The sequence below is a fragment of the Flavobacterium sp. genome, assembly GCF_043760115.1.
Classification (GTDB): Bacteria; Bacteroidota; Bacteroidia; order Flavobacteriales; family Flavobacteriaceae; genus Flavobacterium.
This window is the reverse complement of record NZ_JAYUPK010000115.1, coordinates 16,641-42,076: the sequence shown is the minus strand read 5'-3', so window position 1 is coordinate 42,076 and position 25,436 is coordinate 16,641. Positions and strand designations below refer to the sequence as shown.

At 29.3% G+C, this 25,436-nt stretch carries 28 protein-coding genes; 14 read left to right on the top strand and 14 right to left on the bottom strand.

From position 1 onward, the window contains the following. The 6 genes from ACH2BC_RS10035 to ACH2BC_RS10010 form a co-directional block, all read right to left on the bottom strand. The coding region (locus ACH2BC_RS10035; RefSeq protein WP_395053862.1) for a UDP-3-O-acyl-N-acetylglucosamine deacetylase at positions 1-632 on the bottom strand (632 nt) is incomplete at its 3' end. 27 nt (positions 633-659) lie between these two features. Further along, a complete protein-coding gene (gene lpxD, locus ACH2BC_RS10030) occupies positions 660-1,682 on the bottom strand; it encodes a UDP-3-O-(3-hydroxymyristoyl)glucosamine N-acyltransferase (protein WP_395053861.1) in 1,023 nt (340 codons plus the stop codon). Positions 1,683-1,714: 32 nt separating this feature from the next. Continuing rightward, positions 1,715-2,950 (bottom strand): HD domain-containing protein, encoded by a 1,236-nt coding sequence (locus ACH2BC_RS10025; RefSeq protein ID WP_395053860.1) that lies wholly within the window; start codon positions 2,948-2,950, stop codon positions 1,715-1,717. Positions 2,951-3,052: 102 nt separating this feature from the next. Then, positions 3,053-3,286 (bottom strand): hypothetical protein, encoded by a 234-nt coding sequence (locus tag ACH2BC_RS10020; RefSeq protein WP_395053859.1) that lies wholly within the window; start codon positions 3,284-3,286, stop codon positions 3,053-3,055. A gap of 16 nt (positions 3,287-3,302) precedes the next feature. Then, a complete protein-coding gene (locus tag ACH2BC_RS10015; protein ID WP_395053858.1) occupies positions 3,303-3,527 on the bottom strand; it encodes a hypothetical protein in 225 nt (74 codons plus the stop codon). Between the two features lie 9 nt (positions 3,528-3,536). Further along, positions 3,537-5,513 carry a thiamine pyrophosphate-dependent enzyme gene (locus ACH2BC_RS10010; RefSeq protein WP_395053857.1) on the bottom strand — a complete coding sequence of 659 codons (1,977 nt, stop codon included), beginning with the start codon at positions 5,511-5,513 and terminating at the stop codon, positions 3,537-3,539. A 292-nt stretch (positions 5,514-5,805) separates the two neighbouring features. Here ACH2BC_RS10010 and ACH2BC_RS10005 point away from each other — a divergent pair, with 292 nt between their 5' ends. The 10 genes from ACH2BC_RS10005 to ACH2BC_RS09960 all read left to right on the top strand — a co-directional run bounded on the left by ACH2BC_RS10005 (position 5,806) and on the right by ACH2BC_RS09960 (position 12,692). Then, entirely contained in the window at positions 5,806-6,756 is a 951-nt protein-coding gene (locus tag ACH2BC_RS10005; protein WP_395053856.1) for an isopenicillin N synthase family dioxygenase, read from the top strand. Between the two features lie 126 nt (positions 6,757-6,882). Next, the gene (locus ACH2BC_RS10000; RefSeq protein ID WP_395053855.1) at positions 6,883-7,215 is read left to right on the top strand and encodes a translation initiation factor; all 333 of its coding nucleotides are present in this window, start codon (positions 6,883-6,885) and stop codon (positions 7,213-7,215) included. 111 nt (positions 7,216-7,326) lie between these two features. Next, the gene (locus ACH2BC_RS09995; protein WP_395053854.1) at positions 7,327-8,196 is read left to right on the top strand and encodes a nucleoside phosphorylase; all 870 of its coding nucleotides are present in this window, start codon (positions 7,327-7,329) and stop codon (positions 8,194-8,196) included. Positions 8,197-8,200: 4 nt separating this feature from the next. Beyond that, the gene (locus ACH2BC_RS09990; protein ID WP_395053853.1) at positions 8,201-8,452 is read left to right on the top strand and encodes a hypothetical protein; all 252 of its coding nucleotides are present in this window, start codon (positions 8,201-8,203) and stop codon (positions 8,450-8,452) included. A 91-nt stretch (positions 8,453-8,543) separates the two neighbouring features. Beyond that, positions 8,544-8,921, top strand: a complete 378-nt coding sequence (locus tag ACH2BC_RS09985; RefSeq protein WP_395053852.1) for a VOC family protein — start codon at positions 8,544-8,546, stop codon at positions 8,919-8,921. 85 nt (positions 8,922-9,006) lie between these two features. Beyond that, entirely contained in the window at positions 9,007-9,540 is a 534-nt protein-coding gene (locus ACH2BC_RS09980) for a GNAT family N-acetyltransferase (protein ID WP_395053851.1), read from the top strand. Positions 9,541-9,664: 124 nt separating this feature from the next. After that, the gene (locus tag ACH2BC_RS09975) at positions 9,665-10,516 is read left to right on the top strand and encodes a substrate-binding domain-containing protein (protein WP_395053850.1); all 852 of its coding nucleotides are present in this window, start codon (positions 9,665-9,667) and stop codon (positions 10,514-10,516) included. A 21-nt stretch (positions 10,517-10,537) separates the two neighbouring features. Next, a complete protein-coding gene (locus ACH2BC_RS09970; RefSeq protein ID WP_395053849.1) occupies positions 10,538-11,470 on the top strand; it encodes a transglutaminase in 933 nt (310 codons plus the stop codon). A gap of 55 nt (positions 11,471-11,525) precedes the next feature. Then, entirely contained in the window at positions 11,526-12,089 is a 564-nt protein-coding gene (locus ACH2BC_RS09965; RefSeq protein ID WP_395053848.1) for a DUF3575 domain-containing protein, read from the top strand. Positions 12,090-12,101: 12 nt separating this feature from the next. After that, positions 12,102-12,692, top strand: coding sequence for a hypothetical protein (locus tag ACH2BC_RS09960; protein WP_395053847.1), 591 nt, complete (start codon positions 12,102-12,104; stop codon positions 12,690-12,692). Between the two features lies 1 nt (position 12,693). Here the strand turns inward: ACH2BC_RS09960 and ung are convergent, their stop codons facing one another. Then, positions 12,694-13,362: a uracil-DNA glycosylase gene (gene ung, locus ACH2BC_RS09955; protein ID WP_395053846.1), complete on the bottom strand. Its 669-nt coding sequence runs from the start codon at positions 13,360-13,362 to the stop codon at positions 12,694-12,696. A gap of 80 nt (positions 13,363-13,442) precedes the next feature. Here ung and ACH2BC_RS09950 point away from each other — a divergent pair, with 80 nt between their 5' ends. Together ACH2BC_RS09950 and ACH2BC_RS09945 are read left to right on the top strand one after the other, a co-directional pair. Further along, positions 13,443-15,614, top strand: coding sequence for a DNA mismatch repair protein MutS (locus ACH2BC_RS09950; RefSeq protein ID WP_395053845.1), 2,172 nt, complete (start codon positions 13,443-13,445; stop codon positions 15,612-15,614). Between the two features lie 6 nt (positions 15,615-15,620). After that, on the top strand, positions 15,621-16,037 hold the full coding sequence (locus ACH2BC_RS09945) for a thiol-disulfide oxidoreductase DCC family protein (RefSeq protein WP_395053844.1): 417 nt from the start codon (positions 15,621-15,623) through the stop codon (positions 16,035-16,037). A 48-nt stretch (positions 16,038-16,085) separates the two neighbouring features. On the opposite strand, the gene ACH2BC_RS09940 is transcribed toward ACH2BC_RS09945, so the two are convergent. The 3 genes from ACH2BC_RS09940 to aroC form a co-directional block, all read right to left on the bottom strand. Continuing rightward, the gene (locus ACH2BC_RS09940; RefSeq protein WP_395053843.1) at positions 16,086-17,753 is read right to left on the bottom strand and encodes a T9SS type A sorting domain-containing protein; all 1,668 of its coding nucleotides are present in this window, start codon (positions 17,751-17,753) and stop codon (positions 16,086-16,088) included. Between the two features lie 110 nt (positions 17,754-17,863). After that, entirely contained in the window at positions 17,864-19,435 is a 1,572-nt protein-coding gene (locus tag ACH2BC_RS09935) for a dicarboxylate/amino acid:cation symporter (RefSeq protein ID WP_395053842.1), read from the bottom strand. A 34-nt stretch (positions 19,436-19,469) separates the two neighbouring features. Continuing rightward, complete coding sequence (aroC, locus tag ACH2BC_RS09930; RefSeq protein WP_395053841.1) at positions 19,470-20,537, bottom strand: chorismate synthase; 1,068 nt, start codon at positions 20,535-20,537, stop codon at positions 19,470-19,472. A gap of 164 nt (positions 20,538-20,701) precedes the next feature. Here aroC and ACH2BC_RS09925 point away from each other — a divergent pair, with 164 nt between their 5' ends. Then, complete coding sequence (locus ACH2BC_RS09925) at positions 20,702-21,532, top strand: UDP-2,3-diacylglucosamine diphosphatase (protein WP_395053840.1); 831 nt, start codon at positions 20,702-20,704, stop codon at positions 21,530-21,532. A gap of 129 nt (positions 21,533-21,661) precedes the next feature. Continuing rightward, entirely contained in the window at positions 21,662-22,168 is a 507-nt protein-coding gene (locus tag ACH2BC_RS09920; protein ID WP_395053839.1) for a hypothetical protein, read from the top strand. Positions 22,169-22,219: 51 nt separating this feature from the next. On the opposite strand, the gene ACH2BC_RS09915 is transcribed toward ACH2BC_RS09920, so the two are convergent. The 4 genes from ACH2BC_RS09915 to ACH2BC_RS09900 form a co-directional block, all read right to left on the bottom strand. Continuing rightward, positions 22,220-22,639, bottom strand: a complete 420-nt coding sequence (locus tag ACH2BC_RS09915; protein WP_395053838.1) for a protease complex subunit PrcB family protein — start codon at positions 22,637-22,639, stop codon at positions 22,220-22,222. Beyond that, on the bottom strand, positions 22,626-23,768 hold the full coding sequence (gene bshA, locus ACH2BC_RS09910) for an N-acetyl-alpha-D-glucosaminyl L-malate synthase BshA (protein WP_395053837.1): 1,143 nt from the start codon (positions 23,766-23,768) through the stop codon (positions 22,626-22,628). Before bshA ends, ACH2BC_RS09915 begins: the two co-directional genes overlap by 14 nt. Before the next feature lie 66 nt (positions 23,769-23,834). Then, positions 23,835-24,188, bottom strand: a complete 354-nt coding sequence (locus ACH2BC_RS09905) for a hypothetical protein (protein WP_395053836.1) — start codon at positions 24,186-24,188, stop codon at positions 23,835-23,837. Between the two features lie 20 nt (positions 24,189-24,208). Beyond that, positions 24,209-25,432 (bottom strand): efflux RND transporter periplasmic adaptor subunit, encoded by a 1,224-nt coding sequence (locus tag ACH2BC_RS09900; RefSeq protein WP_395053835.1) that lies wholly within the window; start codon positions 25,430-25,432, stop codon positions 24,209-24,211. Positions 25,433-25,436 lie beyond the last annotated feature (4 nt).

Sequence of the window (25,436 nt, the reverse complement as noted above, 5' to 3'; positions counted from 1 at the left end):
TTTAAATCGCCACCTTTTATTAAACCGTTTTCTAATAAATCTTCTAATTCATGAAGAAAACTAAATGTTCTAGAATTGGCAATTTCTGTTTTAAATTCTGAAATATTTTTCATAGTAGCATTTTGAGTACCAAGAACTTTGGTTCCAAAATCTACCATTGCTGTAACTTGATAATCATCGCAAGGCATTACAAGAATTTCACTACCTGTAGCTTCGTCTGTAAACGAAATTACTTCTTTTACTACATAATATTTTCTTTCGGCGTTTTGCTCTTCTACGCCTACTTTCTCAATTGCTTCAACAAAAAACTTGGATGAACCATCCATAATTGGTGGTTCAGATTCGTTAAGTTCTATGATTACATTATCAACATCGCAACCAACAAATGCAGCTAAAACGTGTTCAGAAGTTTGAATTTTTACACCCAATTTTTCTAAATTCGTTCCTCGTTGCGTATTTACAACATAATTTGCATCGGCTTCAATAATTGGACTACCTTCTAGATCTACTCTAACAAAAGTATAACCGTTGTTAATTGGTGCTGGCTTAAAAGTCATTTTAACTTCTTTACCTGTGTGTAAACCTACGCCTGTAAGAGAAATTTCCTCTTTGATGGTTTTCTGTTTATACATTCTATTTTAGTTTTGTTTATTTTGTTTTTATTTATTGATTTGCTTTTTTAGAGCTTCTAATTCTGCAACAATTTTTGGCAAATTTTTGAAATGCACATACGATTTACTAAAATCAGAATAACCAAATGTTGGACTTCCTTGTAAAATTTCGTCATCTTTTACATTTCTACCAACGCCAGATTGTGCCTGAATTCTAACATTATTTCCAATGGTTAAATGTCCTGCAATTCCAACTTGACCGCCAATCATACAATTTTTTCCAATTTTGCTTGAACCTGCAATTCCTGTTTGAGATGCAATTACTGTATTTTCACCAATCTCTACATTATGCGCAACCTGAATTTGATTGTCAAGCTTCACTCCTTTTCTAATAATTGTTGAACCTAATGTTGCTCTGTCAATTGTTGTACACGAACCAACATCTACATCATCTTCTAAAATTACATTACCAATTTGCGGAATTTTACTAAATGTTCCATCTTCTAATGGTGCAAAACCAAAACCGTCTGAACCAATTATTGAACCTGAATGAATAGTACAATTTTTTCCAATTTCAGTTTCAGAATAAATTCTAACGCCTGCAAAGAAAACACAATTATCGCCTATTGTAACATTATCGCCAATAAAAGTATTTGGATAAATTTTTACATTATCGCCAATTTTTACGTTATTACCAACATAACAAAAGCTTCCAAGATATAAATTCTCACCATAAGTTACATTTTCTGAGACAACCGATGGTTGCTCAATGCCAGATTTCATTAGTTTTACTTGATTGTAATATTCTAATAATTTAGAAAAAGATTGATAAGCATCTTCTACTTTTATAAGTGTAGTTGAAATTGGTTGTTCGGTTTCGAACGATTTATTAACTATAGTAATCGTAGCTTCGGTGGAATAAATAAAATTTTGATATTTGGGATTGGACAAAAAAGTTAAAGAACCTTTAGTTCCTTCTTCAATTTTAGCCAATTTGTACACTTCAGCATTAGGATTTCCTATTACTTCTCCTTCAAGAATACCGGCAATTTGTTCTGCTGTAAATATCATTATGGCAAAAATATAAAATTTAATTTAATAGCTTAGTTTTCTAGCAACACTTTTGGAAAGCACATATAATATTTTGTAACCGATTTAGACAACGCTTTCAGTTGCAATTGATCTGATGTATCAATAATATCTTCAACAGTTTTGTCTTTCTTTAAAATGCTAATTGGTTCACTTTCTTTATTATAAGCTTGATTTTTTAATTTTCCTTTAAACACAAAATAAGCAGCTTCTTTGTCTGAAATTCCAGAAATAAAAGCAAATTTATTTCTTAATTCAGTCAATTTTTCTGTGTCTGCTTTTTCATCTAACATCACAATTTTTAATAAATCTCTGTTCAAAATCATTTTGCAAAGCGAATTTAAAACAAAATCAGCATGAAATTGCCAATTTTTAATTGCACTCATCACATCAAAATCGTCTAATAATGCAAAAGTTTCAAGTGTTTTATTGTCAAAATTTTCTAAAGTTATTTTATTATTAATAAAAAATAAAAGTGGTGCGTTACAAGACAATTCAATTCCTTTTTGAGAAAGTTCTTTAGCTCTTTTTAAAATTTTAGTTAAAGTCATTTCAGCAACTACACTAGTTTTATGAAGATATGCTTGCCAATACATTAATCGTCTTGCCATTAAGAATTTTTCTATAGAATAAATTCCTTTTTCTTCCATTACTAAAACATCATCAACCACGTTTAGCATTTGAATTAATCTATCGCTGTTGATGTTTCCTTCTGCAACTCCACTGTAAAAACTATCTCTTTTTAAATAATCCATTCTATCCATATCCAACTGACTAGAAATGAGTTGCAGCATAAATTTTCTATGATATTCTCCTTGAAAAATTTGAATTGCAAGTGTTAATTTACCTTCAAATTCTTTGTTTAAAAAATTCATAAAAAGTTTAGAAATGTCTTCATGATGCACTTCTTCTACAATACTATTTTCTAAAGCGTGAGAAAACGGACCATGCCCAATATCGTGAAGTAAAATGGCAATGTACAATGCATTTTCTTCTTCATCAGATATTAAAACGCCTTTAAATTGAAGTGTTTGAACTGCTTTTTGCATTAAATGCATGCAACCAATTGCGTGATGAAAACGTGTATGATGTGCGCCAGGATAAACTAAATAGGTCAATCCCATTTGAGAAATTCGTCGCAATCTTTGAAAATAGGGATGCTGAATTAAGTCGTAAATAAGCGTATTTGGAATAGTGATAAATCCGTAAATTGGATCGTTAAATATCTTGAGTTTATTGATTGGAATCACTTATTTTAATTTGTTTTCACAAATATAATCTTTTTAACAAAACTTTTAAAACATTTCTCGGTGAAATCTACAATTGTGAAGATAATTTCATCGTTAACTATTTCAATTTAATGATGTATTTAAAATATCAATTTTTAATTGCAAATGATTCACTAAAATTTGATAGGAACTTAATTCTTGAAGTTCTTTATCAGATGGAGCAAAATCAATTAAATCATTAATATTTGCTGTGATTTGTTCAAGTTTGACTTGGGCTTCTATAATTTTTTTCTGTGCAATTAAATCAATAATCACTTGAAATTTAATCTTTAATTCTGAAATTAAATTCACATCCATTTTAGTTATTATTTATTTATTTAAACTCTTTTCTACCTCTCAAAATATCTTCAAAAGTAGCACATTTTACAAATTCTTGCTCTTCGTTTATAATCATTGGCAAATAAATATAATCTACATTAGACACATCTTCTTTTAAGTAAAAAGCAATGTCTTCAAGATTATAAAACCATTCGGTATCGTATTGAACTTTGTTTATTGATGCATCTTTTAGCAACAATTTTTCAATTATAGGTTTCATTTTCACTTCTTAATATGCAACTAATTCTTTTAAAACTTCTTCAAATCTTGCTTTTGGCAAATACTGATCTTCCAACGCTTTTACAAAAGGAATTGGACTTTCTAAACTTCCTACACGTTTTACTGGCGCATCCAAATATTGAAATGCATTTTCCATAATAAATGCCGAAATATCGCTAGAAATTCCACCAAATAAAGTATCTTCTTGCAGAATTATACATTTCCCAGTTTTCTTTACAGATGTCAAAATTGCTTCTGTATCCATTGGTTGCAAGGTTCTTAAATCTAATAAATCGGCTTTAATTTCTGGATTTTTAGTTAATGTATCTAAAGCCCAATGAACTCCAGCTCCAAAAGAAATTACAGTTACGTCATTTCCTTCTTTTATTAAACTCGCTTTTCCAAACGGAATGGTATAATAATCTTTTGGAACATCTTGATAAACAGAACGATAAAGTTGTTTGTGCTCAAAAAACATAACAGGATTTGGATCATTAATTGCAGTATTTAACAAACCTTTTACATCATAAGGAAACGCAGGATAAACTACTTTTAAGCCCGGTGTTTTTGTAAACCAAGCTTCGTTAGTTTGCGAATGAAATGGTCCAGCTTGAGTTCCGCCACCACAAGGCATTCTCACTACAACATCAGCATTTTCTAACCAACGATAATGCGATTTTGCTAACAAATTTACAATCGGATTAAATCCAGACGAAACAAAATCGGCAAACTGCATTTCAACAATAGCTTTTTGTCCGTTTATTGACAATCCCATTGCGGCAGAAACTATAGCACTTTCGCAAATTGGTGTATTTCTTACTCTTTCTTTTCCAAATTGGGCAACAAAACCTTCGGTGATTTTAAATGCTCCACCATATTCAGCAATATCTTGTCCCATAATAACTAAGTTATCATGACGTTCCATAGATTGACGCAAACTGTTAGAAATAGCATCAACTACACGAATATTTTCTACTTCATCTGAATGTGTAACGTACTCAAATTGATGCACTTTGTAAACATCATTTAATTCTTCACTTAAATTGGCTTCGAAATCTGGTTCGGCAACAGTAATTGCCCAATTTTCGTCAATTTCAGTTTTTATATTGGCTTTAAATTCAACATCCATTTCTTCTGAAAGAACACTTATAGAAAGTAAATAATTTTTAAAATTTGCAATCGGATCTTTAATTGCCCATTCGTCCATTAATTCCTGCGGAACATATTTTGTTCCACTTGCTTCTTCATGACCACGCATTCTAAAGGTTTTAAATTCCAATAAAATTGGTCTTGGATTTATAGCTAACGATGCTTTTAATTCGGCTATTTTTGTATAAACGTCTAAGATATTATTTCCATCAATAATGTGGCTTTCCATTCCGTAACCAATGCCTTTATCAGCAAGATTTTCACAACGATACTGCTCGTTAGTTGGTGTTGAAAGTCCGTAACCATTATTTTCTATTACAAATAAAACTGGCAAATCCCAAACTGCTGCAATGTTTAATGCTTCGTGAAAATCGCCTTCACTTGTTGCGCCTTCACCAGTAAAAACTGCGGTTACTTTTCCGTTTTTCTTTAATTTATTGGCTAATGCAATTCCGTCTGCAACTCCCATTTGTGGACCAAGATGCGAGATCATTCCAATAATTTTAAATTCTTGCGTGCCAAAATGAAAACTTCTGTCTCTACCTTTTGTAAAACCAGATTTTTTTCCTTGCCATTGACTAAACAATCGGTGCAACGGAATATCTCTTCCAGTAAAAACACCTAAATTTCTGTGCATAGGTAAAATGTATTCGTCTTTGTCTAGCGCAGCAGTAATTCCAACCGAAATTGCTTCTTGACCAATGCCAGAAAACCATTTGGAAACCTTACCTTGACGAAGAAGAATAAGCATTTTTTCTTCTATTAATCTTGGTTTTAGTAATCTTTTATATAAATCTAATAATTGAATATTGGATAATTCTTTTCTGTCGAAGTTCATTTTTGAAATTTTAATGATGCAAAAGTATAAAAAAAACTGAAGGTGTAAGACGGTAATAAATAGAAATACAACTGTTTTTAGAATATTATTTAACATGGCAGATAAGTTTAGCCCAAATAGTAATGAAAATCCTTTTACTTTTTTTTCTAAAGTAAAAGATTGTAATGGATAGTTGGAAAAAGCTTCGAAAAATTGTTAATAAATATAAATTTTTTAGTTTAAAATTTTCATACATTTGTATCTATGATTGGAGTAATTCCAATGTAAGTTATTAACAAAAAAGTTTTAGTAAATGCAAAACATTCCTAGTGTTGACTTGCGTGATTTCCTGTCGGATGATTCGACACGTAAACAAAAATTTGTAAATGAAATCGGAAAAGCTTTCGAAGATATTGGCTTCGTAGCATTAAAAGGTCATTTTCTTGATGACAAATTGGTGGGTGAATTGTATGGAGAAATTAGGAATTTCTTCGCACTTCCATTAGAAACTAAATACAGTTATGAAATTCCAGGAATTGGAGGTCAACGTGGTTATGTTTCTTTTGGTAAAGAACATGCTAAAGGCAAAAAAGAAGGCGATTTAAAAGAGTTTTGGCACTTTGGTCAATATGTTGACAAAGATTCAAAATATGCTGCGGAATATCCTGATAATGTTGAAGTTAAGGAATTACCTCGTTTTAACGAAGTGGGTAAGGAAGCGTATCAAATGCTAGAAAAAACTGGTATTTATGTGTTGCGTGCTTTGGCTTTGCATTTAGGATTAGACGAATTTTATTTTGATAATTATGGTAAAGAAGGAAACTCTATTTTGAGACCAATTCATTATCCACCAATTACTCAAGAACCAGAAAATGCTATTCGTGCTGCTGCTCATGGTGACATCAATTTGATTACACTTTTAATGGGCGCACAAGGTAAAGGTTTGCAAGTTCAAAATCATGATGGTCAATGGATTGATGCTATGGCAGAACCAGACGAATTGGTAATAAATGTTGGCGATATGTTGTCTCGTCATACTAATAATAAGTTAAAATCTACAATACATCAAGTGGTAAATCCACCAAGAGAACTTTGGGGAACTTCACGTTATTCTATTCCGTTTTTTATGCATCCTGTTAGTGATATGCGATTGGACGTTTTAGAAAATTGTATTGATGCTGATAATCCTAAAAAATACGACGATATTTCTGCTGGTGAATTCTTGTATGAACGATTGGTAGACTTGGGATTGATAAAGAAATAAGAGAAAAAATTCCAAAATAAAAATTCCAAATTCCAACACTTATTTTAATTGGAATTTGGAATTAATTTTTAAAAAAAATCATGAAATTGGAATTTGGAATTTAAAAATTTGAAATTTTAAATAAATATGGATTTAAAAGACCAACTAAAAAACCTATTTCCAGACCACGAAGTTTCTAACGAACCAGAAATTGTCGAGGAAAAAAACCATGAATTATTCGTTCAAAAAGAACCAATGATCTGCAAATTTGAAAAACGAAAAGGAAAGCCAACCACAATAATTTCTGGTTATGAAGGCGAAGAGGAAGATTTTAAATTATTAGCAAAAGAATTAAAAAACAAACTCGCTGTTGGCGGAACTTTCAAAGACGGTGAAATCATTATTCAAGGTAATTATCGTGATAAAATAATGATACTATTACAAGAAAAAGGATTTAAAACAAAACGTGTTGGAGGTTAAAGAAAGTTTTCAGTGTTCAGTTTTCAGTTCCTAAATTTCAGAATTAGTGTACCATTAAACTTTTTAAACAACCTTAAACCATTTTAAACCTTTAATAATTTAAACAAAAAAATGATACAATCTTCAGAATTAATATTAAATCCAGACGGAAGTGTTTACCATTTAAATCTTCTTCCACATCAAATTGCGAATGACATTATCTTTGTTGGTGATCAAAATCGTGTGGAAAAAATTACCAAAAACTTTGAAAAAATAGAATTTTCTCAGCAAAAACGTGAATTTAAAACCCAAACCGGAATTTTTAAAGGAAAAAGAATTACAGTTATGTCAACCGGAATTGGTCCAGATAATATTGATATTGTGATGAACGAACTCGATGCGTTAGTCAATATTGATTTACAAACGAGATTACCAAAAGAAACTTTGACTTCATTAAATATTATCAGGATAGGAACATCAGGTTCACTTCGAGAAAATATTCCATGCGATAGTTTTGTAATGTCTAAATTTGGATTGGGATTAGACAATATGCTTCGCTCCTATTTAATAGACGAAGTTTCTAATCTTGAAATGGAAGATGCTTTTGTAAAACATACTAATTGGGATTTAAAAAAAGGAAAACCTTATGTAATTTCGTGTTCAGAAAAGTTGGAAAAAATAATTGAAAGCGCCAGAATACACAAAGGAATTACGGCAACAGCTGGTGGATTTTATGGTCCGCAAGGTCGCGTTTTACGATTGAATATTCAGGATAAAGAACTGAATTCTAAAATGGATACTTTTGAATTTGAAGACAATAAAATTACCAATTTAGAAATGGAAACTGCAGCAATTTATGGACTTGGAAAGCTTCTTGGGCACAATTGCTTGTCATTAAATGCTATAATTGCCAATCGTGCTACAGGAACTTTTAGTGATGATCCATACAAAGCTGTTGATGAATTGATTGAGTATACTTTGGATAAATTGTCTGTAAAATAATATTATGATTGGACATATACTATTTGAACCTATTAGAAGATTTTTTATTGGTATTGGTGGACTTTCTAGATGGTACTTTTTTCAATTATTAAATATTGCAATTGAAGAAAAATATCCTACAAATGTTTATTATTATACTGATAATAAAAGTGAAACTATCGACAGAAATGGTTTTACAACAGCACAAAAAAATATGTTTGTTGCATTTGCTATAATTATAATTACAGTAATATTAATTGAAAAACTAGAACAATAAATTAGCCAATTAAATTTACCAAACAATAAAGTTTCATTAAGTGTTACTCTTAATTCTCTTAACTTTCTTAATGGTTTAAAAAAAATGTAAAATGACTTTTAGATACGCAAGACATACCAACAATTTAGAAAAAATAAAATCCTTTTACATTGATGTTTTAGGATTGGAATTGCTTGGTGGTTTTGAAAATCATAACCACTATGATGGCGTTTTTATTGGTAAACAAGATGAAAACTGGCATTTAGAATTTACACAATCCAAAGAAATTGTCAATCATATATTTAATGAAGATGACATTTTAGTTTTTTATCCGAATAATAAATTAGAATATCAATTGCTTCTTGAAAAAATCAAAAAACATTCAATAGAATTTATAATTGCAAAAAATCCATATTGGAATGAAAATGGCAAACTATTTCTTGATCCTGATGGATATCGAATTGTAATATCTCATTTGAAAATTAATTAAATGAATTTAAACTAATAAGAATTAAGAAAATTAAATTATAACCTTAATGAAACTTACTATCTTAATGGTTTTAAAAAAATAAAAAATGGAATTACTATTAGAAACAGAGCATCTCATTCTTCGACCATTAGAATTATCTGATGCAGAAAGTTTGTTTGAATTGAATAAAAATCCAAATGTTCATAAATATCTTTGGCAAAAACCAGAAGAGGTAATTGACGAAAGCATTAAAGTTATTGAATACGTTAATAGACAATATTCAGAAAATAATATAGGTCGTTTTGCAACAATTTTAAAAGAAACAGGAGAATTTATTGGTTGGACAGGAATTAAATTTGTAAACGATCATATAGAAAACGGAAATACAAATTTCTACGATTACGGTTATCGTTTAGATGAAAAATTTTGGAATAAAGGTTACGCAACCGAAGCTTCTATTGCTTGGTTAGATTATGGTTTCAACCAAATGAATATCAAAGAAATAAATGCTTATACACATGCTGAAAATGGCGCATCAAATCATATTTTACAAAAAATTGGAATGAATTTTATGGAAGATTATCCAGATGAAAATGGTGTTATTTGGAAATGGTGGCAAATGAAAAATAGTGTTCAGTAATCAGTTTTCAGTTAAAATAATTCCAAATAAAATCCGTTTAATTTTTGTAAATCTGTGGCAAAAAATTAATCTAAAACATAAAAATTTTAAGCATCGAAAGATGCTGAAATAAATTCAGCATAAAATGAAGCATATCAAAATAGCTGGTGTTCCAGAACATTTCAACTTACCTTGGCATTTATGTATTGAAAATTCTGAATTTGAAAACGTTGGAATCGATTTACAATGGACAGATGTTCCAGAAGGAACAGGAAAAATGTGTCAAATGCTTCGCAATGGCGAAACCGATATTGCAATTATTCTAACCGAAGGAATTATAAAAGACATTAATGCAGGAAATCCTTCTAAAATTGTTCAAATTTATGTAGAAAGTCCGCTCATTTGGGGAATCCATGTTGATGAAAAATCCAAATATAAAACACTTTCTGATCTAGAAAATAAAAAAGTTGCCATTTCAAGATTTGGTTCTGGTTCGCAATTAATGGCTTACGTTAATTCAAATAATCAAGGTTGGAATACAGAAAATCTTAAATTTGAAATTGTAAACACCATTGATGGCGCAGTTGAAAGTTTATTAAAAGGTGAGTCAGATTATTTCATGTGGGAAAAATTCATGACAAAACCACTAATTGACAAAGGTGTTTTTAGAAAAATAGCAGACTGTCCAACTCCTTGGCCTTGTTTTGTAATTGCAGTTCGTGAAGAAATTTTAAAAAAACATCCAAATACAATTGCACAAATTCTAGAAATTATAAACATCACTACTCAAGATTTTAAGGAAATTCCAAGTATTGATAGAACTTTATCCGAAAAATACAAATTAAAAATTGAAGATATTCAAGAATGGCTTTCTATAACTGAGTGGTCGCAAAGCCAATTGTCAATTGAAATGTTAAACAAAATTCAAAATCAGTTATTTGCACTCAAAATTATTGATAAAAAAGGTACTTTTGCTGAAATCATAAAAACTATTTAGGTTTTTTGGATTTTTTACTAAATGATAACTATAAATACTCCTTCCTATAAAGATCTCAAGGATAAACTCACGGTAAAAAAACCTTGGGATATGATTATTATATTTATTATCAATGTTTTAATTACCATTCCACTTTTTTTAATTCTCCATCAAAACTTAATAAATCTTAATTGGGTTTGGCATTTAGACAGAATAATTATCATCATAACACTTTTGGCATCAATACAATTTCTTCTTGCCGCTATGCGAAGAATAACTTTAATTTTAGTTTTTTGCTATTTATTAATATTGGTATTTGGCTCATTATTTGGCACTTATAATTTTGCTTATGTATTTCAAAGTTATCAATCTATGTTGTATTCTATGACTGATAATCCGTATCCGCAAGACATTATAATTGATAAATTGTTACCATTTCCAAATAAAAATAAAGTTTTAAATGCAATAGAATTTGATAATCCTAGAGTCAGAAATTTTACGATTATGGCTGCCAATAAAAATTTTAAAGACATAAAAGGTTATGAACAATACAGAACAATTATTCAATGTTTTGCTGTTTTTAAAGAAATAAATTCTAATTGGAACTACATTCACGATCCAAAAGGTCAAGATTATATTGCTAAAGCATCAGAATCTTTGCGTTATTTATCTGGCGATTGCGACGATCATTCAATATTAATGGCAGCTTGCGTTCGTTCTATTGGCGGAACTCCAAGATTAATTCATACCGATGGACACATTTATCCAGAAATATTAATTGGAAAAAAATCTGATTTAGAAATTATCAATTATTTAATTAAAAAAAGTCTTTTTGCAACTGAAAGTAAAGGAAAACCAATAAACTATCATATTGACGAACGTGGTCAAGTTTGGTTAAATTTAGATTACACAGCAAAATTTCCTGGTGGACCATTTATGTCAGAAGAAATTCTTGGAGCATTAACTTTGAATTAATTTTTAATTTTAAATCAAATAAAATAGTATATTAGCTTCATAAATAATGTATGCTATGAAGAAAATATTACTACTATTATTATTAACTTCTTTCTTTTCTAATGCTCAAGAAAGTCCTATTTCATTAAAGAAAAATGAAGTTAGAATAGATGTTTTATCAATTATTACCTCTGGAAAATTTGGTGTAAGTTATGAGCGCTTTCTAAAAAAAGATTTTTCTGTAGGTGTTTCTGCCAGTTTTTTTAATAGTAAAACTACCGAAGAAGATTTTGATGCAGGATTTAGAAATAATTTACCTAGTTATGAAGTTAATCCATATGTAAGATATGCTTTATCCAAAAGTAAATCGCGTTACTATTTTGCCGAAATTTTTGCTTCTGCAAATGATGGAGATTTTAAAGAAGTAGTAAGATTAATTGACAATAATGTAGGTTATTATACTACTCAAAAATCTAAATATTCCGATTTTGCACTTGGCGGAAGTTTAGGATATAAAATGTATTTTAAAGAAAAAATTGCACTAGAATTATTAGTAGGTTTTGGAAAAAATTTATTTAATACAGACAAAAGTCCAGATATAGTTTCTAGAGTTGGATTGAATTTAGGTTACAGATTTTAAAAAAAATAGATTATGAAAACATTTAAAAAATTAGCTGGTTTATTCTTAATTACTTTATTTATAGCAAGTTGTAATACAAACGATGATGGATTTTACAATACAGAGTATGTTACAATTCCAGGTTTAGTTACAATTGAAGAATTAGACATTCCTTATAACGTTAATGATTATATTTATATTAATTCAAATTTTGAAAGACTACAATCTCAAGCCAATCAAAGTACTTTATTAGATTTAAGAAAATCTACAGGAAACGCTCCATCGTTTAGTTTTACTTTCCAATTAGAAAAAAAAGTTGGAAATGACTGGCAATTTATAACTCCAACAGCAAGTGAAGTTGACATTCAAAAAGGTCAAATGGTTTATGGAGGATTTTTTAGTGCAAATTCTGTTTTTAGTTCAATTGATGATGAATATCAATTTCGTGCAGGAATTAAATTAACTTCTGCTGGTCAATATAGAATTAGTTTTGGTTACAACAGTTCATCATCTGCAGTAGAATTAAGATCAGATAGTACAGGAAATAATATATTTCTTAACATTACCTCTAGTTCAACAAACTCTTTAGATTCAAATGGTTACTACAATTTTACTGTAAATTAATTTACCAATTTATTTCTTTTTTATTATTAAATTTTAAGTAAGTATTAGTTTTACTAAAATGCTTGTTCCCAAACCATTTTCCTTGATTGGCACTCAATGGCGATGGATGACCAGATTCTAAAACTAAATGTTTATTTCTATCAATATTTTTGCCTTTTTTTATTGCAAAATTACCCCAAAGTAAAAAAACTACATTTTCATTTTGATCAGATATTTGTTTAATTACAGCATCTGTAAAAGTTTCCCAACCTAGTTTTTGATGGCTTCCAGCTTGGTTTTCTGCAACAGTTAATGTGGCATTTAAAAGTAAAATACCTTGTTGTGCCCAACGTTGTAAATTACCAGAAGTTGGAATGAAAATAGTTTCTAAATCATCGTTTATTTCTCTAAAAATATTTCTAAGTGATGGCGGAATTTTGATAGAATCATTTACAGAAAAGCACAATCCATTGGCTTCACCTTTTCCGTGATATGGATCTTGACCAATAATAACTACTTTTAAATCTTCAAAAAAACATTGATTAAAAGCTTCAAAAATTAAATTTTTTGGAGGATAACAAATTCCTTTTTCATATTCATTTTCTACATTTAAAATCAAGTCTTTGAAATAGTCATTTTCAATTTCAGATTTTAAAATTGCATTCCAAGATGGAGATAGTGAGTTTAACATTTCATAAATTTAACCAAAAATATAAAATTCTACAATAATTTAAGGTTAACATTTGTAACTTTGAATAATTAAATAATATAATGATTTCAATTACCGAAAAAACACTTCAAGACTTAGAATTTAGTACCGTTTTACAAACCATATCTGAAGGTTGCAATACAGAGATGGGAAAACTAAAAGCATTAGAAATTGTTCCTTTTCAAGAAAAAGAACTTTTAATGGATAATTTAGTTCAAACATCAGAATATTTATCTTCATTTTCAAATAATAATGCCATTTCCAATCATGGTTTTGACACTTTAACAACCGAATTAAAATTTCTTGCTATAGAAGACAGTCAATTAGAAATTTCAGGTTTTAGAAAAATTGCATCGTTGTCTGAAACTGCAAATATTTTGATTTTATTTTTGAAGAAATTCAATGAATATTATCCAAAACTTAATGAAAAAGCATCTAAAGTTGAGGTTACCAAATATTTAATACAAAAAATAGACGAAGTAGTAGATAAATTTGGAGAAGTTCGTAATAATGCATCGCCAGATTTAGTTAATATTCGTAGAGATATGAATGCAGTTCGTGGCAAAGTCAATCAAAGTTTTGGTATGGCATTAACACATTACAACTCTTTAAATTACCTTGATGAAATTAAAGAAAGTTTTGTAGAAAACCGTAGAGTTTTAGCTGTTTTATCAATGTATCGTCGTAAAGTTAAAGGTTCTATTTTAGGAAGTTCTAAAACTGGAAGTATTGCTTTTATTGAACCAGAAGCCACATTAAATTATTCTAGAGAATTAAAAAATTTAGAATATGAAGAAAAAGAAGAAGTTACTAGAATTTTAAAACAGTTAACTACAGATATTCGTCCGTTTTTAAATTTAATAATTCAATATCAAGAATTTTTAAGTGATGTTGATGTAATTGCATCTAAGGCAAAATATGCTAATAAAATTAATGGAATATTGCCAACATTTAATAATGAGAAACGCTTGTATTTTCGTGATGCCTTCCATCCTATCTTATATTTGAATAATAAAATTAAAAATGAAATTACACATCCGCAAACTATAGAATTAAATCCAGAAAGTAGTATTATAGTAATTTCTGGACCAAATGCTGGTGGAAAAACCATCTCGTTAAAAACTGTTGGTTTGCTACAATTAATGATTCAAAGTGGTATTTTAATTCCGGTTCACGAACGTAGCGAAACCTTTTTATTTGATAGAATTTTAACAGACATTGGCGATAATCAATCTATTGAAAATCATTTAAGTACCTACAGTTATCGATTAAAAAATATGAATTATTTTTTAAAGAAATGCAATTCTAAAACTTTGTTTTTAATTGACGAATTTGGTACAGGTTCAGATCCAGATTTGGGTGGCGCATTGGCAGAAGTTTTTTTAGAAGAATTTTATCACAGAGAAGCTTTCGGAATTATTACTACACATTATACCAATTTAAAAATTTTGGCAAATGAATTACCCAATGCTACAAATGCCAATATGTTGTTTGACGAAAAAACTTTAGAACCTTTGTATAAATTACATCTTGGTCAAGCTGGTAGTTCATTTACATTTGAAGTTGCTCAAAAAAATGGAATTCCGTATGGATTAATTAATCGTGCAAAGAAAAAAATTGAAGGAGGAAAAGTACGCTTTGATAAAACTATAGCAACGCTTCAAAAAGAACGTTCTAAGATGGAAAAAACATCACAAACGTTGAAAGAAGAAGAAACAAAAACTCGTGACGAAGCCAAAAAAATGGAAACAATTAATGCTAAAATTAAGCAGAAATTAGAAAGTTATCAAGAGTTGTATGATAGTAACCAAAAGATAATTTACATAGGTCAAAAAATTGAAGACATAGCCGAAAAGTATTTCAACAATAAAAATAAAAAAGAATTAATTGGAGAGTTTTTAAAAGTAATTGAAATAGAAAATTCTAAACGAAAGAAAGCTACTGCTAAAGAAATTCAAGCAAAAGAAGTTTTAAAAAAGGTAGTTTCTAAAGAAGTTGAAGTAAAAGTTGAAGAAATTCGAAGAGAAAAAAAAGAAAAAAAACTTAAAGCAACTATCGTTATTGAAAAACCAAAAGTGATTTTGAAAATTGGCGATAGAGTAAGAATGTTTGATGGAAAAGCTATTGGAACAATAGATAAAATTGACAGAAATAAAGCAATTGTAAACTACGGAGTTTTTACTTCTAATGTAAGTTTAGAAGCATTAGAATTTGTAGAAAGTCCGAAAAAATAACTATTTATGACCGAACTTCCTAAAGATAAAAAAATAATTCTATTTGATGGAGTTTGTAATTTATGCGATAAATCGGTTCAATTTATAATCAAGAATGATAAGAAAGATATTTTTAGGTTTGTAGCAATTCAATCTAATTTAGGACAAGAAATTATTAATCACATTAAAATTGACGCTACAAAAATTGATAGTATTATTTTATACGAACCTTCAACTGCATATTATTACAAAGCAGAAGCTGCATTAAGAATTGCAAAAGAACTTGGTGGTATAATTTCAATTGTTTCTGTATTTTTAATTTTACCAAAATCATTTCTTAATTTATTTTACGATTACATTGCACAAAATAGATATAAATGGTATGGTAAAAAAGAGAGTTGTTTAATTCCAACTCCAGATTTAAAATCTAAATTTTTACCATAAAAAAACTCCTTAATTGCTTAAGGAGTTAAATTTAATATATTTAAGTAATTATTCTTTAATAATTTTTTTGGTAACAATTCCTTTATCAGAAGTTATTTTCATAGTATAAATTCCTGTTGATAAATCTGAAACTGTAACTTCAGCTTCTGAAACGTTAGATAACTTAATGTTTTTCACAATTTTACCATTAATATCAGTCATTTCAATTGTAGATAGTAATGCATCTGTTGTATTAGAAACATTAATAACATTTTTAGCAGGATTTGGATACGTTGCAAATTTAGAATCTAAAAATTGATCAGTAGCCAATGCTTGAGAAACAGTGAAGTTATCAACAATAATACCATGAGTTCCAGCAGCATTAATTGGAGAATTATGAAGAAAACCTATATAATAAACACCAGTTGTTGCTGGCACAAAAGTATACGATTTTAAAACAAATGTTGCGCTAGATAATGCTGCATCAGTTCCTACAGGAATAGTTTGTGCAGCAGCTGTTTGTGCAGTACCAGCAGTTACAACAAAACTAGCATTATTTGTAGATGTATTTTGAAAATTTCTTGCATAAAAAGAAACCGTTGCAGGACTTCCTGCTTGTAAATTAACTCCACGAGAATACATTCTACCGTTTGAAGCTGCAGTTGCATTGCTTAAAGATACAGCAGAATACAAACCATTTTGTACTAAAACACTTCCTGTTCCTCCAAAATTTGTAAACCATTCTGATCCATTAACTTCAACATCTTCTAACCAACCAATGTTTGGAAAATTATCAATTTCAAAACTAGTAGTATAATTTGGATTAGCTGGGTAATATGGTGTATGAAATGAAACTGGAGCTGCAGTTAAACTTAATCCTAAAAAAGAACCACAATTAGTTTTAGCATAAACTTCATAAGCTGAACTTGGTGCTAAACCTGTAATTGTGTATCCACTTGGTACGCTAGTAACAATTGTTCCAGCGGCTGTTCCCGGTAAAAAATCATAAGCTCCAAATTCAATATTAGCAGGATCGGAAGCTGAAAAAGTTAAATTGGCTGTTGTATCCGTTGTTGATGGAATTGCAACATTTACTGGCGTGGCACATGCAACAGATTTTCCTAATCTAGTTTCTGGTCTAAAAGCAGAAGCTACAGTTATTGTTGGAATTGCAGTACTACTTCTAGCGCCTTTTAATCCACCAGCTAAAGTATTATTACAAAGTGCGGTATTTGGAATTGCTGCAACAGTACCTGATGCATTTTGGTAATCTGTTGCTACATATATTGCGCCACCAGTATAAGAAAAAGCAGTACCATTAGAAAATAAAAAATCTACCGTACCCAAAGCAGCAGGAATTGTAGCATTTGCATCACTTGCAAGCGTCATCGAAGCAATAGCTGTAGCCCAAGTTGTGCTTTTTGTATTAGTAACATCGGCAGTATTTTGCAAATAGACTTTAAATGAACCAGTTGTAGCAACATCTTGAAAATCACCATTAACATCAGCAGTATAGTTAAATCCAATTGACAAAATAGCATCTCCTGTAACAAATCCTGCAGCAGCCATATCTGCAGCAGATATTAACCAAACACTCCTATTGTATCTATCAAAACCTTGTGGTGCACGACCATTTTGAGATGTACCATTATTGTTTGGTAATGCTGTTAAAAAATCTGTTTGTGCGTTAAGTGTAAATACACTTAATAATAAAAATAGTAAAGTAATTTTTTTCATAAATATTGATTTTTAGTTATAATTATAGACATCAAAAATAGTTTTTTTTTTTATAATACTGTTTAATTTAACAAACGAATTATCAAAAAACTTTATTTTAACACAATTACTTACTCTTCATCACCCAACTCACCTTCCATTTTACTAACAACTGCCGTTGCAATACTGTTTCCTACAACGTTTGTTGCACTTCTTCCCATATCTAATATTGGATCAATTCCTAACAATAATGCAATTCCTACTTCTGGTATTTTAAAACTGGCTAATGTTCCTGCTATTACAACTAATGATGCTCTTGGTACGCCTGCAATTCCTTTACTTGTAAGCATTAAAACCAATAACATAGAAATTTGAGTTTCAATAGGCAAATGAATTCCATACGATTGCGCTATGAAAATTGATGCAAAAGTCATATACATCATACTTCCATCTAAATTAAAAGAATAACCTAGTGGCAAAACAAAACTTGTTATTTTATTACTACATCCAAAACGTTCAAGTTCTAGCATTGTTTTAGGAAATGCTGCTTCAGAACTACTCGTGCTAAATGCCAACAAAATTGGATCTTTTATTCTTTTTAATAAAGTAAAAATTCTGTTCTTTAAAAATAATGATCCTGCAAAAATAAGAACTAACCATAATATTACTAATCCAAAATAAAACTCTGATATAAATATGGCATAAGTGGTTAAAATTCCAATTCCTTGTTTTGCAATTACAACAACCATAGCACCAAATACTGCATAAGGTGCAAAATTCATAATAAAACCTGTTAGCTTTAATATTATATGAGAAATATCATCTAATGCTGAAACAATTTTTTCACTTTTTTTACCGATTGCTGCTGCTGAGATTCCAAAAAATATTGAGAAAATTACTATTTGTAAAATCTCGTTATTTGCCATAGCTTCAATAAAACTTTTTGGAAAAACATGTGTAACAAAATCTTTTACAGATAGTGCAGCTTTATCAATTCCTGTACTTTGATTGTCTAGTGGTAAAGCCAAATTCATAGCTTCGCCTGGTTTAAAAATATTTACCAAAATCATTCCTAAAACCAAACTCATTAATGATGCAGATATAAACCAAAGCATAGTTTTGCCTCCAATTCTACCAACCGTTTTAGTATCGCCAAGTTTTGCAATTCCAACAACAAGTGTAGTAAATACAAGTGGTGCGACAATCATTTTTATTAATCTTAAAAAAATATCGGCAATAATGGCAAACCATTCCAGTTTTTTATCACGTTCAGTTGTAATAGTTTTTAAATTACTTTCAGAAAATGCTTTTTCAGCTTTTAATTCAGAATATGCTTTTGATAACGTATCTTTTCTCGGAGTTTTTAAAACAATTTCTAATTTTTTTAAAGTGTCTTCAATTGAAGAAATTTTAGTGTAATTAAGTTTAAAATCGTTGGGAGAATTATAAATTGTTTTTAAAATATTTTCTTTTTCTGATGTAAAATTAGCTACAGATTTAGAATATTTTTTATAAGTAACAGAAGTTGAATCTGGTAAAAATAACTTTATACTATTGTTATATGTAGTTATATTTTTGGTATAAAAATCAATTTTATTGTTTTGAGAATTTACATAATATTTGTTTAAAATAAATCCTAACGTAATTCCGATAATTAGTGCAATAAAAATGTTTCTAGTTAAATTTGATTTTTTGTTTTCCATTGAAATTTTTAATTTTTTACTATTTTCTGATGTTTTAGATATTTTTATAGACTTTATTTATTAGAAAAAAATCGGCTAAAACTATTGCTGTCATTGCCTCAACAATAGGAACTGCTCTTGGCACAACACAAGGATCGTGTCTTCCTTTTCCTTGTTGCTCAATTATTTCATTAGTAGTTGTAAGTACTTCTTGCTTTTGAATTAAAGTGGCAACTGGCTTAAAGGCAACTCTAAAATAAATATCCATTCCGTTTGAAATTCCACCTTGAATTCCGCCAGAAAGATTGGTTTTAGTAGTTCCATCTTCATTGTACAAATCATTATGTTCACTTCCTTTCATTCTTGCGCCACAAAATCCGCTACCAAATTCAAACCCTTTTACTGCATTTATTGATAACATTGCTTTACCCAATTCGGCATGTAATTTATCAAAAACTGGTTCTCCAAGTCCAATTGGCATATTTTGAATTACACAAGTTATTGTTCCGCCAACAGTATCGCCTTGTTTTTTTATTTCTTTAATATATTCTTCCATTTTAGTAGCAGATTCAATATCCGGACAACGAACTGCATTAGATTCTGTTAAAGAAAAATCTAAATCTTGATACGGTTTATCTATAAAAATTTCACCAACTGATGATACAAAAGCATTAATTTTAATATCATTAATTACTTGTTTGGCAATTGCTCCAGCAACTACTCTACTTACGGTTTCTCTTGCAGAACTTCTTCCACCACCACGATAATCACGAATTCCATATTTTTTTTCGTAAACATAATCGGCGTGACTTGGACGATATGAATCTTTTATATGAGAATAATCGTCCGATTTTTGGTTGGTATTTGGAATTAAAAAACCAATTGGCGTTCCTGTAGTTTTTCCTTCAAATAATCCAGATAAAATTTGCACTTCATCGTCTTCTTTTCTTTGAGTAACAATAGAAGATTGACCAGGTTTTCTGCGTTGCATTTCTAGTTGAATTGCATTTAAATCTAAAGTAATTCCTGCAGGACAACCATCAATTATTCCACCAAGTGCTTCACCGTGAGATTCGCCAAAAGTTGTAATCTTAAAAAGTGTTCCGTAGCTATTTCCTGCCATTGCACAATGTTTTGAACAAATATAGTAGTTTAGTTTAGAGTTTAAAAATTAATGAGTTTAAAATTGTTTAAAACTATGTTGATAGAAATTAATTTGTTAACAATCAGTTAAGTTGCAGTTTACAAATTAAAATGAAATTTGTAAAAATTTCAAATTATATTATTTTGAAAAAGCGAAAAGTAGAACTAGTTGTTATATCCGATGTTCATTTAGGAACTTATGGATCACATGCTAAAGAATTGCTTCAATATTTGCAAACCATCAAACCCAAAATATTGGTTTTAAATGGTGATATTGTTGATATTTGGCAATTTAGAAAATCATATTTTCCTGCATCTCATTTAAAGGTTATAAAAAAAATTATTAGTATGACTTCTAAGGGAACAAAAGTATATTACATTACTGGAAATCATGATGAAATGCTACGAAAATTCAGCGATTCTATTGTTGGAAATTTTTCTATTCTCGATAAATTAGTTTTAACTCTTGACGATGATAAGAAAGCTTGGATTTTTCATGGAGATGTTTTTGACGCATCTGTTCAACATTCTAAATGGATAGCAAAATTGGGTGGATTGGGATATGATTATTTAATTTTAATTAATCGATTTGTAAATTGGTGTTTGAAAAAAATGGGAAAAGAACCTTATTCCTTTTCTAAAAAAATAAAGGCAAGTGTAAAAAAAGCAGTGAAATTTATTACAGATTTTGAAACAACAGCAACCGATTTAGCTATTGAAAAAAAATATGATTATGTTATTTGCGGACATATTCACGAACCAAAAATAAAACATATAGAAACTAAAAATGGTTCAACTTTATATTTGAATTCTGGAGATTGGGTAGAAAATTTAACCTCTTTAGAATACAATAAAAAACGTTGGAAGCTATACAAATATTCAGATTACATTCATGAACAAGAAGAAGATTTATTTGAAATGGATGATTTAATAAACACTCAATTAGTTGCTTCTATTGTTTTATCCCAAAAATAAAAGCCAATTATAAAAAGCTTACAAAAGTTAAATTTTAACAAAAATTATGTAACATAATAAGAATATTATGTAAACTTTATCGTTGTATGAATTATGATATTTGCACAACTAATTTAAACAATTCAAATTATGAAAAAAGTATTTTTATCAGTCTTTATGTTACTAGGTTTAGCATTAAGCACACAAGCACAAGATATTTCTAAAAATGCATTAGGTTTACGTTTAGGCGATAATGATGGTTTTGGTGGAGAAATTTCTTATCAAAGAGGTTTGTCAAAAAACAATCGTTTAGAACTAGATTTAGGTTTTAGAAACAGTAAAAATGTAGATGCTTTAAAACTTGCAGGTATTTATCAATGGGTTTGGAATATTGAAGGTGGATTAAATTGGTATGCTGGTATTGGTGGTGGTTTAGGAAGTTGGAGTTATGATTACAATCAAGGAAATCAAAAATTTGAAGACAACGGAGTTTTTATTTTTGTAGCAGGAGATTTGGGTATTGAATATAATTTTAAAGAAGTGCCAATTCAATTATCATTAGACATTAGACCAGAACTTTATTTTAATTCTGATGATTATAGAGACGATAATTTTGGTCCAGATTTAGCTTTAGGAATTAGATACCGTTTTAATTAAAAACTATTCAAAATGTAAATCCCAATTTGTTTAAAAGCAAATTGGGATTTTTTATTTAATTTCTATAGGTTTTTTAGATTTTATTTTAATAACATAACAAGGTTTAGTAATTACGCTTGTAGTCATTCCTGTTGGAGGAATTTCTTTTATTGTTACAATAATTTTATCTGCAAGTTCTTCAATTTTTTCTACGTTAATTGTATAACCTCCAGTAGCTTTTTCTCCCATATTAATCAATATAAAATTGGATGTTTTTATATCTTCTTTTTTTACATACGATTTTATCATTTCATCGCCAAGTAGCATTTGAAATTCATTTTCTTCAGATATAATTTCATAAAACTGAAACGATCCACCACCATAATCACTTCCAAATAATACATCATACAATGGTTTAGATTCTAAAGGTTTTTTAGTTGAAGTACAAGAAGTTAAAACAATTGCAAATAGAATTAAACTATATTTTTTCATGAATGGATTGTATTGCTTGTTGATATATATCTTCATAAATTGGTAAAATATTTTTAATGTCAAATTTTTTAGCAACCGATAATGCATTTTCTTTAAACGCATTTAATGTATCTATATTACATATAATTTTTAAAGCATTTTGTGCCATTTCATCTACATTTCCAACATCTGATAAATATCCAGAAATTCCATCAAAATTTACTTCGGGTAAACCTCCTGAATTACTAGAAATTACTGGAACACTCCAAGCCATTGCTTCTAAAGCTGCCAAACCAAAACTTTCTGTTTCTGATGGAAGTAAAAATAAATCGGTGTAAGATAAAATCTTATCAATTTCATTACTGTTTCCAAAAAATATTACTTTATCTTGAATTCCAAGCTCTTCACATAATTTTTCTGCCTTTTCTTTTTCTGGTCCATCGCCAACCATCATTAATTTAGCTGGAATTTTCTCTTGAATTTTGAAGAAAATTTTAATAATATCTGGAATTCTTTTAACTTTTCTAAAATTACTAATATGAGTAATAATGCGCTCGTTAGGTTTTGCCATTATTGAGCGTTCACATCTTATTTCTTTTTCGTTTCTATTTTTTCCTAATTCTATAAAGTTTGGAACTACGTGAATTTCTTTTTTAATATTAAATAATTTATAAGTATCGTCTTTTAAACTTTGTGAGACAGAAGTTACAACATCTGATTTATTTATACTAAAACTTACCGCAGTTTTATAAAAAGGATGATTTCCTACTAGTGTAATATCTGTACCGTGAAGCGTTGTTACCATTGGAATAATTATACCTTCATCTTTCAACATTTGTTTAGCCATGTAACCAGCATAGGCATGCGGAATCGCATAATGAACGTGTAATAATTCAATTTTATAGAGTTTTACCATATCTACCAATTTACTAGACAAAGCCAATTCATAAGGTTGATAATGAAACAAAGGATATTCTGGAACGTTTACTTCGTGGTAATGCACATTAGGATTTAGTAATGCCAAACGAACTGGTTGTCTGTAAGTTATAAAATGAATTTCGTGTCCGCGATGTGCTAACTCTAAACCAAGTTCGGTTGCTACAACGCCACTTCCACCAAAAGTTGGATAACAAACTATTGCTATTTTCATTATGTATTTTTAGTTGTACGAAGTTAATGAAAATTGAGTTTCTTTTTTAATTTACAGATGTTAAATTTAAATTTTACAACATTCATCTAATGAAGCAATTCCTTCAGCAGTTGCTTTTACTTCATCCGCATCAAAACCTAATTTTGAAATACCTTCTTTAATTGCTTGAAGATTAGTTTTTTTAGGATTATAATAAATGGTAAATGTCATTGCTTTATCATCTAATTCATACATTTTTACTCCTTTGATTTTCAGCATTTCTGTTTTAAATTTCAATCCGCAAGTTTCACATTCTTTACAATGATCGCAGTTTAAAGTCGTTTTTATAACTACTTTTTGATTCGATTTTTGAGCTAATGCAACATTAGAAGTTAAAAACATTGTAATTAGTACTAATGATTTTTTTAATAAATTTTTCATTTTTTTTTCAAGTTTAATATTTAATGATCGTGACTTCCGCCACCTTTCATTGCTGATAAAAGATAAAACGCACCTTTAATTACAATTTTAGAATTATCAGGAATTTCTTCAACAAATTTTACTTCTGTAAAACCCAAATCGGTTGTTCCTGGAAGTACTTCTATGGCTTTGAAATGAATTTCGTTGTGTGATTCTTCTTCCTCACTATGCTTATTTTCCTCTTTGGTTATTGCCTTTTGCTTATTGCCAATTTCTTTATCCTCTTGAATAAACACAAAATATTTATCACCATTTCTAACCACAGCATCTTTTGGTAAAGCAGGAACTGTAGTATTATTTATGTTGATGTTGGCCGAAACGTACATTCCAGAAATTAATCCTTTTGCATCCGAAGGATTTATTTTTGCGTGAACAGCAACCGTTTTACTTTCGTTAGAAAATGATTTATTGATACCAAAAATCTTGCCTTTTATTGATTTATTCGATTGATTTGTCAACACAAAATCAACTTCTTGTCCAACAGAAATGGAACCCAAATCTTTTTCGTACACATTTAAATCCAAATGCATTTGACTATTATCTACAACTTCAAAAAGCACCGTTCCAGTATCGGCAAATGCTCCTTTGGCAATGCTAATTTTACCAACATAACCAGAAATTGGCGATACAATTGGAACTAAACTAGAACCATTTGTTCCCATGTTTAAAGCTTGTAATTTATTTTTTGCCGCTTGTGCTCTTGCTTTTTCTACTGCTAATTTAGCTTTAACTTCTTGAAAAACTTTTCTTGGATTTACGTTTTCATCACTCAAAGTTTTTTGACGGTTGAATTCTAATTGCAAATATTCAATGTTGGCGACTGCCGATTTATAATCTTCTTGCATTTCAACAACATCGAGATTTTGAATTGTTGCCAAGGTTTTTCCTTTGTTTACAAATGTTCCTTCAAGCACAAAAATATCTTTAACTGTTCCACCAATTAAGGTAGAAATATTTGCCATATTTTGTGGCGGAACTGTGGTGTAACCGTTAGCTTTTATTACTAAATTTAGGTTTCTATTTTCAACTAAGCCAGTTTCAATACCAACAGTTTTAAATTGTGTTTCGGTTAATCCTACTTCGTTTTCTGGTTTTTCTTCTTCTTTTGTTTCTTCTGCTTTTTTATCGTTGCAAGAAGTAAAAAGTATCAAGACTAAAGTATTAACTACTAAGAAAATCTTGAATTTTGATTTTATATTGTTCATTTTA